Source organism: Vibrio nereis NBRC 15637, from assembly GCF_001591105.1.
Lineage (GTDB): Bacteria > Pseudomonadota > Gammaproteobacteria > Enterobacterales > Vibrionaceae > Vibrio > Vibrio nereis.
The window spans coordinates 233,814-246,768 of record NZ_BCUD01000001.1 but is presented as its reverse complement, the minus strand read 5'-3'; the positions used below and the strand labels follow the sequence as shown (position 1 = coordinate 246,768).

12 protein-coding genes are annotated in these 12,955 nt (G+C 44.4%); 1 reads left to right on the top strand and 11 read right to left on the bottom strand.

Translation table 11 applies throughout. The features are described 5' to 3' along the window. Positions 1–30: 30 nt before the first annotated feature. The 11 genes from VNE01S_RS01140 to accD all read right to left on the bottom strand — a co-directional run bounded on the left by VNE01S_RS01140 (position 31) and on the right by accD (position 11,898). A complete protein-coding gene (locus VNE01S_RS01140; protein WP_053395681.1) occupies positions 31–1,305 on the bottom strand; it encodes an MgtC/SapB family protein in 1,275 nt (424 codons plus the stop codon). A gap of 156 nt (positions 1,306–1,461) precedes the next feature. Beyond that, positions 1,462–2,406: a glutathione S-transferase family protein gene (locus VNE01S_RS01135; protein ID WP_053395682.1), complete on the bottom strand. Its 945-nt coding sequence runs from the start codon at positions 2,404–2,406 to the stop codon at positions 1,462–1,464. A gap of 158 nt (positions 2,407–2,564) precedes the next feature. Then, entirely contained in the window at positions 2,565–3,560 is a 996-nt protein-coding gene (gene oppF, locus VNE01S_RS01130; protein WP_053395683.1) for a murein tripeptide/oligopeptide ABC transporter ATP binding protein OppF, read from the bottom strand. Then, entirely contained in the window at positions 3,557–4,528 is a 972-nt protein-coding gene (locus tag VNE01S_RS01125) for an ABC transporter ATP-binding protein (protein ID WP_053395684.1), read from the bottom strand. The genes oppF and VNE01S_RS01125 overlap by 4 nt, the downstream gene beginning before the upstream one ends. 26 nt (positions 4,529–4,554) lie before the next feature. Beyond that, on the bottom strand, positions 4,555–5,457 hold the full coding sequence (gene oppC, locus VNE01S_RS01120; protein ID WP_053395685.1) for an oligopeptide ABC transporter permease OppC: 903 nt from the start codon (positions 5,455–5,457) through the stop codon (positions 4,555–4,557). 15 nt (positions 5,458–5,472) lie between these two features. Next, on the bottom strand, positions 5,473–6,393 hold the full coding sequence (gene oppB, locus VNE01S_RS01115; RefSeq protein ID WP_053395686.1) for an oligopeptide ABC transporter permease OppB: 921 nt from the start codon (positions 6,391–6,393) through the stop codon (positions 5,473–5,475). A gap of 132 nt (positions 6,394–6,525) precedes the next feature. Then, positions 6,526–8,202 carry an ABC transporter substrate-binding protein gene (locus tag VNE01S_RS01110; RefSeq protein ID WP_053395799.1) on the bottom strand — a complete coding sequence of 559 codons (1,677 nt, stop codon included), beginning with the start codon at positions 8,200–8,202 and terminating at the stop codon, positions 6,526–6,528. A gap of 576 nt (positions 8,203–8,778) precedes the next feature. Beyond that, a complete protein-coding gene (locus tag VNE01S_RS01105) occupies positions 8,779–9,174 on the bottom strand; it encodes a DUF2391 family protein (protein WP_053395687.1) in 396 nt (131 codons plus the stop codon). A gap of 72 nt (positions 9,175–9,246) precedes the next feature. After that, a complete protein-coding gene (locus tag VNE01S_RS01100) occupies positions 9,247–10,182 on the bottom strand; it encodes a CorA family divalent cation transporter (RefSeq protein WP_053395688.1) in 936 nt (311 codons plus the stop codon). 318 nt (positions 10,183–10,500) lie between these two features. Then, positions 10,501–10,917: a hypothetical protein gene (locus VNE01S_RS01095; RefSeq protein ID WP_053395689.1), complete on the bottom strand. Its 417-nt coding sequence runs from the start codon at positions 10,915–10,917 to the stop codon at positions 10,501–10,503. A 99-nt stretch (positions 10,918–11,016) separates the two neighbouring features. Next, on the bottom strand, positions 11,017–11,898 hold the full coding sequence (gene accD, locus VNE01S_RS01090; RefSeq protein ID WP_053395690.1) for an acetyl-CoA carboxylase, carboxyltransferase subunit beta: 882 nt from the start codon (positions 11,896–11,898) through the stop codon (positions 11,017–11,019). 154 nt (positions 11,899–12,052) lie between these two features. Here accD and VNE01S_RS01085 point away from each other — a divergent pair, with 154 nt between their 5' ends. Further along, positions 12,053–12,946, top strand: coding sequence for a LysR family transcriptional regulator (locus VNE01S_RS01085; protein WP_053395691.1), 894 nt, complete (start codon positions 12,053–12,055; stop codon positions 12,944–12,946). Positions 12,947–12,955: the final 9 nt, after the last annotated feature.

Sequence of the window (12,955 nt, the reverse complement as noted above, 5' to 3'; positions counted from 1 at the left end):
CCCTCGATTCTTCGAGGGCTTTTTTATGCTTCATCGCATCAATACAAAAACGGCAGCGCCAGTCAGAACAGTCATTAACATCGCGGGAGACACTTGGCGAGCTAAAGCCTTATCCCCTATCACGATAACCATCCCCATTTTTACTAACGTATTCACCGAAGCCGCTATTAAAATCCCGAGCACAGCAGTCGAAATCGAAAGCGTTAAAGTGCTTTGCCGGCCCAGTGCCAAAGAAATTGCATCGACATCCGTGATCCCTGAAACCGCTGCCAGCATCAGCGTACCTGCACTGCCAAACCAATCCGATAACGCGTGCGAAAGCAGCATAATTACAGCTAGAACAACGCCAAAAAACACCGCTGCACGCAAAGCAAGTGGGTTCTTTTGGTTATTTGACTGCTCTATTTTTTCAGCATCACTTTTGCGCCAAATCCACCATGCGAACAGATACATCGTCAGCATCATAGACATCACAACAGGCCAAAGCAGTTTGACTAAAGGTGGGTTTAATACAGCTAAAATAATCACTAACCGCGGAAACATCGTCCCGCAACTGAGCAAAATACCACTAGCGAGTAACGAGCTTATATTGGGCTGTTCTCGCGATAGCTGAGAAAACTGAAGCGTAAGAGCCGTCGAGGAGCTGAGGCCAGCAAAGACGGATGTGAATAGTATTCCGCGCTTTGCCCCACCAATCTTAATCGCAAAATAACCGACAAAAGAAATACTGGCGATAAGAACGACCATCCACCAAATCTCATAAGGGTTCAACGCATTCCATGGGCCATAAGATTTATTCGGTAACAATGGCAGTAGCACGATAGAGATCAATAGTAAGCTCAAGGCCGCGTCTAACTCGTACTCTTGAAGCTTCTGCAGCGCATTATGCAGCTCTCGCTTGTTGTCTAAAACCAAAGCCGTTATCACCGCGGCTGAAGCCGCCAACACTGCTTGGCCAGACAATGCTAAGCAACCAATAACAAAGGTAATCAGCAAGCTAACCACACCAGTGATACTGACACTGCTGCTTCTTCTTTGCTGAATGATGTAGGCAATACCTGCTAGCATGATTAATGCGATAAGTGCAAAGCCAATAAGCAAAGGGGTGTAAAGGTTGGCAAGGATCGCCGTTAATCCTCCCAACAAGCCAACAAGAGAAAAAGTCCTGATCCCTGCCATCCGGCTACCTTCGAGGTTATGGCGCAATACCCACCCACGCTGAGTACCGATTATTGCTCCAAGCAACAGAGAAATAAAAAGGTTCCAAATATGGTTGTCGCCAACTATAAATCCGTTGATATCCATCCCACTCCTTAGACGATAAACAGCTTCTAATCATAAGTTTAGGCGCTTTCTGTTATTAATCTGTGAGTGAGATTGAACAATCGTTCGAATCAAAAAAATTGAGGGGAAGCCCGAAGTAAAGTGTTACTTCGAGCATGCAAGCATAAGGGGTTGGGATTAAAGGCGCTCTCTACCGTGCGCTGAATCCAGGTCAAGATCTGGCCCCGCAGGTACAATTTGCGTTGGATTGATGCCTACGTGACTGAAATAGTAGTGCCTTTTTATGTGATAAAAGTCGGTGGTTTGTTTGATCCCTTCGACTTGGTACAACTCTTTCAGGTAGCCCTGCAAGTTTGGGTAATCTGCAATACGCTTTTTATTACACTTGAAGTGACCAACGTAAACGGCATCAAATCGGATCAAGGTTGTGAACAATCGCCAGTCCGCTTCTGTGAGTCTGTTTCCTGCCAGGTAACGATTGGTCGATAAATGGTTATCGAGTTTATCAAGCGCAGAAAATAGGTCTTCAAACGCTTCTTCGTACGCCTCTTGAGACGTGGCGAAACCACATCGGTATACCCCATTATTAATATTTGGGTAGACAAAATGGTTCCATTCTTCAATCAGACCATGCAACTCTTGAGGGTAATAATCGTCTGTATTGCCTGTGATATGGTTAAACTCCGAATTAAACATACGAATAATTTCGGACGATTCATTACTCACGATAGTGTTGTACTTCTTATCCCATAAAACAGGGACCGTTACTCTGCCCGTGTAGTCTGGTTTCGCGTGAGTATAGATTTGGTGCAATCGCTTGTAGCCAAACAGCGGATCTGGCAGGCCCATTTGCCATCCTTCACTTAACATATCTGGGCAAACCACCGTCACATCAATATGCGCTTCTAGGTTCTTAAGCGTACGGAAAATTAGCGTTCTATGCGCCCAAGGGCAAGCGAGTGATACGTATAGGTGATAGCGACCCGATTCAGGTTGAAACTTTGCGTTTGGATCTGAGCTTATCCAATCACGAAAACCCGCATCTTCACGGATAAATTTCCCGCCGTTGGATTTCGTGTCGTACCACACATCATGCCAAACCCCTTCGACTAGCTTACCCATCTTATTCTCCAAATATGTTGTGTTATTGCTCTAGTATAAAAAAAGCAAGCTCTCCTATAACCCAAGTCATTTGGCTTAGTTGTTCGAATAATTTGAAGATGCATAAAAAAAGCGCGGCTCCCGAAAGATGCCGCGCTTAAGCCCGTCACAGGCTGAATCTATTGAATTTCAACGTGCAAGCAAGATACTGCGTGTACGTCATTACCCTTAATATTCGGCTTAGTTTTCGCACACTCCTCTGTTGCTTGTGGGCAACGAGTACGGAATACACAACCCGACGGCGGGCTGATTGGCGAAGGTAGATCGCCTTCCAGCATTTGGATCTTCTTACTACGCTCAATGGCTGGATCCGGAATCGGAACCGCTGACATCAACGCGCGAGTGTAAGGGTGTTTAGGGTCAGCAAACAACGCGTCCGCCTCACCTAGCTCTACGGCATTACCAAGGTACATAACCAGTACACGATCAGAAATGTGTTTTACCACTGACAGGTCATGCGCGATAAAGACTAGAGAAAGACCCAGTTCTTTTTGGATTTCTTTAAGCAGGTTGACGACCTGTGCCTGAATCGATACATCGAGTGCCGATACAGGTTCGTCACAGATGATCATCTTAGGCTTTAGAATCAGCGCACGTGCGATACCGATACGCTGACACTGACCACCAGAGAATTCGTGTGGGTAACGGTTGATCACGTTTGGTAATAGGCCAACTTTCGCCATCATCTCTTTCACACGATCTTTTACTTCTTGCTTAGAAAGCTCTGGGTAAAAGGTTTCTAACGGTTCAGCGATGATGTCACCGACCGTCATACGCGGGTTAAGCGATGCCAATGGATCCTGGAAAATCATCTGGATTTCTTTGCGCGTTTCACGACGTTGTACGCTTTGCATTTTCGTCAGGTCTTGACCTAACCAAACTACCTCACCATCGGTTGCTTCAACCAGACCGATAATGGCGCGGGCAAACGTCGACTTACCACAGCCCGACTCACCTACTACGCCAAGTGTTTCACCTTCGTAAAGGCGAACATTCACACCGTCTACCGCTTTTAGGTTTGAAGGCTTAGACCAAGGCCACGCCGATTTTGATGCAATGCTAAAGTGAACTTTAAGATCTTTAACATCTAATAGTAATGATTTATCTGCACTCATTTCTTCCAAGCCTCCCATTCAGAAAAACATGCGCGCTGACGACCATCACTAAATGGTGTCAGAATTGGCGCTTCTCGTTTACAACGGTCCATCACACGGTGGCAGCGCTCCTGATAAGGACAGCCAGGTGGCAGACGAAGTAAGTTTGGTGGGTTGCCAGGAATAGTTGGCAGGATCTCACCTTCAGTATCAAGACGCGGAATAGCTTTCAGCAAACCTTCCGCATACGGGTGACTTGGGTTGTAGAAGATTTCATCAACTGTGCCGTATTCCATGGTACGACCAGCGTACATCACTAACACTTTGTCACACGAGCCCGCAACAACACCTAAGTCGTGCGTGATCATGATGATAGCGGTGTTGAACTCATCTTTAAGCTCGTTAAGCAGGTCCATAATCTGCGCTTGAACCGTTACGTCTAATGCCGTTGTCGGTTCATCCGCGATCAGAAGTTTAGGACGACACAAGAGCGCCATTGCGATCATTACACGCTGACGCATACCGCCAGAGAACTCGTGCGGATACATGGTAATACGCTTACGCGCTTCTGGGATTTTAACCGCTTCAAGCATGCGGACAGACTCTTCAAATGCTTCCGCTTTACCCATGCCTTTGTGAAGCATTAGCACTTCCATCAACTGGTCACTAACTTTCATGTAAGGGTTTAGTGACGTCATTGGATCTTGGAAGATCATCGCGATCTGTTCAGCGCGAACTTTGTTTAGCTCTTTTTCAGGCAAGTTTAAGATTTCTTTGCCTTCAAACTTTGCGCTACCAGAAATAATACCGTTCTTAGCCAGTAGACCCATGATTGCGAATACTGTCTGAGATTTACCTGAGCCCGACTCACCTACGATACCTAGGGTTTCGCCTTGCTTCAGAGAGAAATTTAAATCGTTTACTGCGGTTACGATACCATCTTGCGTGGTAAATTCGACGCGCAGATCTTTGACATCTAATAAGCTCATCATTGCTTCCTTAATCTTATTTTTAATTATCTGTCTTTTGGATCCAGCGCATCGCGCAGACCGTCACCAACGTAGTTGAAGCAGAACAGAGTCACAACCATGAATACCGCCGGGAATGCCAGCTGCCAGATTGCCACTTCCATTGTCTGTGCACCTTCTTGTAGAAGCGCGCCCCAACTTGTCATCGGCTCTTGAACACCAAGACCAAGGAATGATAGGAATGATTCGGTCAGAATCATGCTCGGGATAAGTAGCGTAGAGTAAACCGCTACGATACCCAGCACGTTCGGCACGATATGACGAGTAATGATCTTCCAGTTACTCACACCACAAACGTGTGCCGCTTCGATAAATTCTTTACTGCGTAAGCTAAGCGTTTGACCACGTACAATACGCGCCATATCGAGCCATGCGATTGCACCAATCGCAACGAAGATAAGCATAATGTTACGACCGAAGAAGGTTACTAGTACGATTACTAGGAACATAAACGGTACCGCGTATAGAATTTCTAGAATACGCATCATAACACGGTCAACTTTACCGCCGATGAAGCCCGATGCCGCACCATAAAGCGTACCGATAAGTACCGCGACAAATGCGCCCATGACACCAACCATCAACGAGATTCGGCCACCAATTAAGGTACGTACATACAAGTCACGTCCAAGGCTGTCGGTACCAAACCAATGCTCCGCACTCGGTGCCACATGCATCGCATACCAATCTGTATCATCATATGCGTATGGTGCGATCATTGGCAGAACAATAACCGCCAATGTCATTAAAACAAGAATGAATAAGCTCACCATTGCCGCTTTGTTACGCATAAAACGGATACGAGCGTCTTGCCATAAACTGCGACCTTCGATCTCTAGGTTTTCTGAGAACTTTTCAATCGCTTCAAGGTTTTCTTTTTTCGTCAACATAACCAAACTTCCCTGTTAGTAGCGAATTTTCGGGTCAATCAGTGCAAGTAGAATATCTACGATCGCATTGAATAGGATAAATAGGAAACCAATCAAGATGGTTACACCCATTACTAGCGAGTAGTCACGGTTAAATGCAGCGTTAACGAACAGCTTACCGATACCTGGCAAACCAAAGATAGTTTCGATAACAACCGAACCCGTGATGATACCTACGAACGCTGGCCCCATGTATGAAACAACAGGAAGAAGCGCAGGCTTAAGTGCATGCTTTACGATGATGTAGCGGTAGCTTAGACCTTTAGCACGAGCAGTACGGATAAAGTTACTGTTCAGTGTTTCAATCATTGAGCCACGTGTAATACGCGCGAATGTTGCAACGTACAGCAGAGACATACCGATGACTGGTAGGACTAAGAATTTCGCACTGCCGTCTTGCCAACCACCCGCCGGGAATATGTGCCAATGCAACGAGAAAAGGTAGATAAGTGCTGGTGCAAGCACGAAGGATGGCATTACCACACCCAGCATTGCCGTCGACATGATGGTGTAGTCGACCCAGGTATTTTGCTTCAAGGCGGCGATCGTCCCGACCGTAACACCCATTATGACGGTAAAGATGAACGCAATTAAACCGACTTTTGCTGACACTGGCAGTGCAACAGAAATCAGTTCATTTACTGAGTAATCTAGGTACTTAAATGAAGGACCAAAATCACCTTGAATAACGTTAGTCAGATAAGTGGTGTACTGTTCAAAAACAGGCTTATCTAAACCGTATTTTGCTTCGATATTTGCCATTACTTCTGGCGGTAATGGGCGCTCGGTAGAAAATGGGTTACCTGGCGCGAAGCGCATAAGAAAGAAAGATACAGTGATCAAAACCAACATTGTTGGGATCGCCTCAAATATCCTTTTCGCTATGAATTTAAGCATAAACTCACTCTTTCAGTCTGTGACAAAGTAATTAAAGGAATCAATCCAAATTCAATTTTAGATTGTACATAGGCGCTACATGCAATTTCTCACATGTAGAGCCTAAATTTTTATAGTTCTATCGGGGTAAAATTACTCGTTGATGTAGAGATCTTTCGAGTAGATTTTCTCTTCCGCGTTGTTGTGTGGGAAACCACCAACTTTCGGAGACAGTAGACGTGATATCACGTACTGGTAGATAGGCGCGATTGGCATGTCTTTCGCTAGCAGCTTCTCAGCTTCTGCGTAAAGCGCTGCACGCTCTTCTTCAGACGTTGAGTTAAGCGCTTTATCGATGATTTCATCGTAAGCTTTGCTGCCGTAGTGAATACCACCAGTCGTGTTGTTACTCTTCATTAGAGATAGGAAAGCAGATGCTTCGTTGTAGTCACCACACCAACCTGCGCGCGCTACTTCGAAATCACCCGCGTCTTTAGACGACAGGTAAGTCTTCCATTCTTGGTTTTCTAGCGTTACGTCTAGACCTAGAGTTTTCTTCCACATTGAACCTAATGCTACAGCAATCTTCTTGTGGTTTTCAGAAGTGTTGTAAAGAAGGTTAAATTTAAGTGGATTATCTTTGCCGTAACCCGCTTCAGCCAGTAGTCTAGCCGCTTCTTTGTTACGCTCTTCCTGCGTCATTTGACCATAAGCAGGCATCTCTGGGTTGAAATCTGCTGTGATTTCAGGCGTTAGGAAGTAAGCAGGTTTTTGGCCTTGCGCTAAGATCGCATCTGTTACGATATTACGATCAATCGCGTAAGAGATTGCTTTACGAACACGCACATCATCAAATGGCTTCTTCTTCGTATTAAACGAGTAGTAGTAAGTACACAAGCTACCTGTTACAGAAACAGATTCTGGATGCTCTTTCTTAAGACGCTTGAAGTGTTCTATTGGCAGTTCGTTAGTGAAGTCGATCTCACCCGCTAGGAAACGGTTCATCTCTGCTACCTGGTTTTCAATAGGTAGGAAAGTCACCTTGTTTAGCGTTGTATTTTCGTTGTCCCAGTATTGCTCGTTACGTTTAAGAGTCAAACGCTCGTTTACAACCCATTGATCAACAACGTAAGCACCGTTACCAACGAAGTTTTCTGGCTTAGTCCACTGATCACCGAACTTCTCAACAGTCGCTTGGTGTACTGGCTTAACCGTTGTGTGGCCCATCATCATCACGAAATAAGGTACCGCAGCGTCAAGCTCAACAACTAGAGTATGATCGTCAACTGCTTTAACACCTAGCTCGCTCTTGTCTTTTTCGCCAGCAACGATGCCTTTTGCATTCTTCATCTTGGTGTATTCCATGTACCAAGCGTATGGAGAAGCAGTTGCAGGATCCACAGCGCGCTGGAAGCTGTAAACGAAGTCGCCAGCAGTTACAGGATCGCCGTTTGACCACTTAGCATCTTTGCGTAGGTGGAAAGTAAATGTTTTGTTGTCTGTCGTTTCCCAAGATTCAGCAACACCTGGAATTGTTTTGCCGTTTTCGTCTTGGTTCACTAGACCTTCAAGAAGATCGCGAATTACGTGTGATTCTGGCACGCCCTGAGATTTGTGCGGGTCGATAGTTGCTACTTCTGTACCGTTACCACGAACCAGTTCTTGAACTTCTGCAAGGGTTGGCTCTTGAGATTGGGATTCAGATTTAGCTTCAGGGGCAGGTGCTGGTTGAGTCGCTTGTTTTTCTTCTGGTTTGTCACCACAACCAGTTAGAGCAAGAGAAAGGCCCGCGCCTACAAAAAGAGCGCGTGTGATTTTGTTCTTGTACATGCGTAAAACTCCAAGTTTTTCATTTGCATCCATGACTTCTTTGTACGCCCACTAGAACGGCCAGTAATTTAGATATTTTTAGAGCAATAAGTCAGCAAAAAAATCTAAAGACATACAAAGATTGCGGCACATATTACCAATCATCAAAGTAATTTGCCATAAAAATGTAGTGAAAAATCGTATAATTCCCCGATTAGGTCAATATTTTAGGGGATAATACTACTTAGCCTATATTTAATCAGAATGATTGAATAATAACCTACAGCCAAGCAGTGCGAAATGCCACTTAATCTATAAAGACACGACAATTTAGCATCTTATGCTAGATCTAGATATTGTGCAAAAAAATTAACATTAAATATGTAAACAAGCTAACATTTAGCCACATCGATCTGATTAGACCTCACAAACTGTGAGCATTATCACCACGAGTTCATATCACTAAATTCGAACGAAATTTGAGATGAATGTTACATTTTGAACCTAATTTAACCCCTAAGAATGTAGGTTTTTTGGCTTTTTCGGCCCATCCCTCACAAATGAAAAAATTGCGAGTCACTTCAACTTAACGGCCCATCATTCTTTGTCAAAACTGTCGACAACGATAGCCCCCATCGAGGCCGGCATCGATATCACCACAACACGTTTAAACGCAACTAAAGGCTCAGACAACACGGGCAGCTTATCAAGGCAAAATAAGACTAACGACACCACCAGCGCTGTCATAAGATAGGCAACAGCAATTCTGAATATGAACACAAAATGACGAGAGCGAATGTTCTTTTGGAATACGCTCTCATACGTGTACAACCCCAAAAAGATCATTGATAGCGTAAACAGCAAAGCTAAATTTTGACTAGGTAGCGTTTCACCCAGTTTCCATGCTTCTTCTGAAAAAGAGATAGGCACGGCCAGCGCGAAGGCTCCCACAAATATTTGGCTGGCATCTTCTATATTAAAACTTAACTTCATGATTGCACCTAATATTGTCTTTTTGCTATAAATCTAAGAAGCCAATTTTGCCTACCTTAGTAGCATATTACGCTAGATAAATCTCAACTTCTTAAGTACCACTATTTCCACAGCGACAATGGCCGCCAGTGCAACACAAAACAACGTGAATGCAATGGGGTTGTCGGTGCCTGGCATACCAGCAATATTGACCCCCAATAAACCCGTAAAAAAACCAGCGGGTAAGAAAACGCCAGCAATCACCGAAAAGAGATAGGTATTTCTATTCATCTTTTCTGCTTGTTGCTGATTGAGGTTCATAAGGTAGACCGCTATCTGCTCTATATAGAACTCTACCGACTCGTTGATTCTCATCAACATATCTAAGCAGTTTTTTAAGTCATTTTGCTGTTTAGACAAACAACTAGGGTGACTTTCAAGCAAATCTTGCAACACATATTTTTGAGGTTTCAGATAACGTCGTAGCCTTAATAGACGCGTGTGCACTGAGTTTAAGCTTTTAAGTTCTATCTCAGAATCCAAACTCAACTCATCAAGCACCTCTTCAACAGGCACGAGAAAATCTGAAATATTGCCATTGATTCGGTTAATCATCCCGAGCAAAAGTTCTTGAAGCGTTTGTGGCCCTTGGCCAGCCTCTAGTTGAGAAATAAGAGACGTAACAGCTCGTGATGGGACCTTTCTTGTTGAAATTATTGCCCCTTTGTACCAAAGAATCCTTAGGCTGAGCATATCATCAGGCTCTGCTCCTTGGTTGAAGTTAATCCCTCTAAGAATGATCAAAAAGCAATCTTCTGAGTACTGCTCAAATCGAGGGCGTGTATCATCCGCAAGTAGCGAATCAATCACAGCATTCGATACGCGATTCCCAGCCAACCACTCTTTCAAACCCTCAGCATCACGTTGGCAGTGATACCATACCGAAGGCTCAATAGAATCCGTACTTGGATCATGGCTTTCAGCTTGCCCCTCTTTGAACAACCAACTTGTAATCAAAAACTCTTTCATACGCGGCCTTATACCTTTCTACGCATAAAGCGAATTTGCTTTATATCATCCTCTTTATGCATACGTTTCTATTAGCTTAATTTATCAGTGGCTTACGTCAAATCGATTAGCTCAGTGCCTAGAAGTCGATCATTGCTAATAGCACTCCAAGCCCATCGTGATAATCGATGAGCTTAAAGGCTTTAGAAAGAAAAATATTATAATGGTGAGGATAAAGATAATTTGTGACGAATTAGAGATATAGGCTCAAGGCTGATTGGCATTTAAACACCAAGAGAAAACCAAATGTAAACAGTCCTAATGGGTTGTGTTTCCCATTTATTCGACAATGCAAAGCGTACAGTCACTTCCTCCTGAACACGCAGGGAAAATGCTACAAAGAACACCATTGAAGGTCACTCTTTGCTGGGTGTGACTGACTAACTTTTCGTCTTTAAAGTAGTAAACATCTTCTTCCGTACAAACTGGCAGCATAAGCGGAACAACGACGACTAATGCACCACACCACTCTTTCGGCCGAGTGTACTTTACGGTTTCTAGGCCTTTTATTGTTTCAAAAGTTGGAGGAATCTTTTCGTACCCATTGTCTCCCCAATACTGGTGACCTTTTTCCAATACTGCGGACTTGGACTGACCGATTGGGTGCTCGGTATCTTTGGCGGTTTGCGTGGCAAAAATACCAAACCCTGCGCATCCTTGTAAACAAACCGCTACCAATAATAATAACGCTCTCATGCTCTCTCTTAAGCCCCTTGGCAATTTGTTGCGTTATAGAGTAGTACAAGGAACACCTGAATAAAGGCCAATCAGTGCAAATTTCCTGATTCGCTCAAGCTATCCCAACGAAATACAGCGAAGATCACATGGCACCGTATTGGTTAATTTACCGATTAGACTTGCTATACGACTGCGTATCTCTCGCCTATCAACAATCATATCTAGCGCCCCATGCTCCAAAAGGAACTCACTGCGTTGAAAGCCTTCAGGTAAATTTTCGCGGACTGTTTGCTCTATAACTCGCCGCCCCGCAAAGCCAATAATGGCATTGGGCTCACCAATATTGATGTCCCCCAGCATGCCCAAACTAGCCGACACCCCACCCAATGTTGGATTAGTAAACACCGAGATATAAGGCAAACCCAGATCCGATAAACGATTTAACGCCGCGCTGGTTTTAGACATTTGCATCAGTGACATTAACGACTCCTGCATGCGGGCGCCACCACTTGCAGTAAAACACACTAAACCACAGTTTGACTCTATTGCTGCCTCAACTGCTTGAACAAATCGAGCGCCAACCACCGAGCCCATTGACCCAGCCATAAAACCAAATTCAAACGCACAAGCCACAACAGGGATGCCGCCTAACTCACCTTTCATGACGATCAACGCGTCTTTTTCGTTCGTGTCTTTCTGTGCCGTAACCAAACGATCCTTGTAACGCTTTAAGTCTCTGAAGGTCAAAATATCTTTCGGTTCCGATTCACTGGCCAGCTCAACACCACTCTCTTGGTCTAAAAACGCGGTTAATCTGCGCCTCGCGGCCATCGCCATATGGTGATCACACTTAGGACATACATTTAAATTCTCTTCCACAACTCTGCTATATAAAACTTGCTCGCATGCCGGGCATTTACTCCAGACACCTTCAGGGATAGAAGATTTGCTAACCCCTATTATGTTCTTTTTCTCTAACAGCTTTTCTAACCAACTCATCGGAAGCCTTTTAATGTAGTTATTAGCCACTCCCACTTGTCAATTAATGGGATAATCAACTAATTTCAAAATTAATAAAAACAACATTGTATAAAGCAACACCTAATAATAAAGTGTTGAAAATGGGCTTTATAATCCAACATATTGGGACAATATGATCGAACAGATCGAGCAAAAGTGGCTTAAAAGTTTTCACTGCGTTTATGAAAACCAGAGTTTTAAGAGAGCTGCAGAATTTCTGAATTTACCGACCTCAAATGTCAGTCGACATATAGCCTTGTTGGAAGAAAGACTGAGTATAAGACTATTTGAAAGAACAACGCGGCGCATAATGGCCACAGAGGCTGGAGAGCAGCTGTACCTGTCAACACAACCACTGCTAGAAAAGCTAAACAGTGCACTGGAAGAAGTGACCCAACACTCTCATCAAGTCATGGGGCAATTGAAGGTTCTAATGCCGGATTCCCCTGCACTTGCTCAAGCTATGGTGGCGTTCTGCCAGAAACATCCATCCATTTCCCTAAGCTGTGAGACCAGTTTAAGCCCCAAAGAAGATCTGCTTGATGGGTTTGATGTTGTTCTTAGCTTCCATCGCGGACAACTCCCAGATAGCAGTTGGATCGCCAGAGAAATTAAACGCTGGCCGAGTTCAGTATTTGCTGCGCCTGAGCTTCTGCAAAATCACTCGACTCCCTACAAGCTTACCGACTTAAGCTACGTACCTTGTATTAGTACGTTAACTGCCATGAACGGCGCACCTTGGATTTTTAAAACGCCAGATGGACACACTGTCACTCAAAAAGTGCAATCCACATTTAAGGTCAATAGCGGTTATCTTGCTAAGTCAGGGGCCATCGCAGGGCTTGGTTTGGCAATTCTGCCTATCGACTCTTGCACTGATGAAGTAAATTCGGGCGCACTTGAAGTGGTTCAACTAGAGTACCAACCCGCTGACTTGGTTCTGTACGCTTTCTATGCCTCTAGAAAACACACGGCAAAAAAAATATTAACGCTTATTGAGCACTTACAACACCAGTCGAAACCCTAGTAGGCACAC

Bases quoted from the DNA above. Each gene is read 5' to 3' on its own strand.
- oppF (WP_053395683.1), bottom strand. From the start codon at position 3,560: ATGAGTGCAGATAAATCATTACTATTAGATGTTAAAGATCTTAAAGTT.
- VNE01S_RS01095 (WP_053395689.1), bottom strand. From the start codon at position 10,917: ATGAGAGCGTTATTATTATTGGTAGCGGTTTGTTTACAAGGATGCGCA.
- oppC (WP_053395685.1), bottom strand. From the start codon at position 5,457: ATGTTGACGAAAAAAGAAAACCTTGAAGCGATTGAAAAGTTCTCAGAA.
- VNE01S_RS01135 (WP_053395682.1), bottom strand. From the start codon at position 2,406: ATGGGTAAGCTAGTCGAAGGGGTTTGGCATGATGTGTGGTACGACACG.
- VNE01S_RS01110 (WP_053395799.1), bottom strand. From the start codon at position 8,202: ATGTACAAGAACAAAATCACACGCGCTCTTTTTGTAGGCGCGGGCCTT.
- VNE01S_RS01140 (WP_053395681.1), bottom strand. From the start codon at position 1,305: ATGGATATCAACGGATTTATAGTTGGCGACAACCATATTTGGAACCTT.
- VNE01S_RS01125 (WP_053395684.1), bottom strand. From the start codon at position 4,528: ATGAGCTTATTAGATGTCAAAGATCTGCGCGTCGAATTTACCACGCAA.
- VNE01S_RS01085 (WP_053395691.1), top strand. From the start codon at position 12,053: ATGATCGAACAGATCGAGCAAAAGTGGCTTAAAAGTTTTCACTGCGTT.
- accD (WP_053395690.1), bottom strand. From the start codon at position 11,898: ATGAGTTGGTTAGAAAAGCTGTTAGAGAAAAAGAACATAATAGGGGTT.
- oppB (WP_053395686.1), bottom strand. From the start codon at position 6,393: ATGCTTAAATTCATAGCGAAAAGGATATTTGAGGCGATCCCAACAATG.
- VNE01S_RS01105 (WP_053395687.1), bottom strand. From the start codon at position 9,174: ATGAAGTTAAGTTTTAATATAGAAGATGCCAGCCAAATATTTGTGGGA.
- VNE01S_RS01100 (WP_053395688.1), bottom strand. From the start codon at position 10,182: ATGAAAGAGTTTTTGATTACAAGTTGGTTGTTCAAAGAGGGGCAAGCT.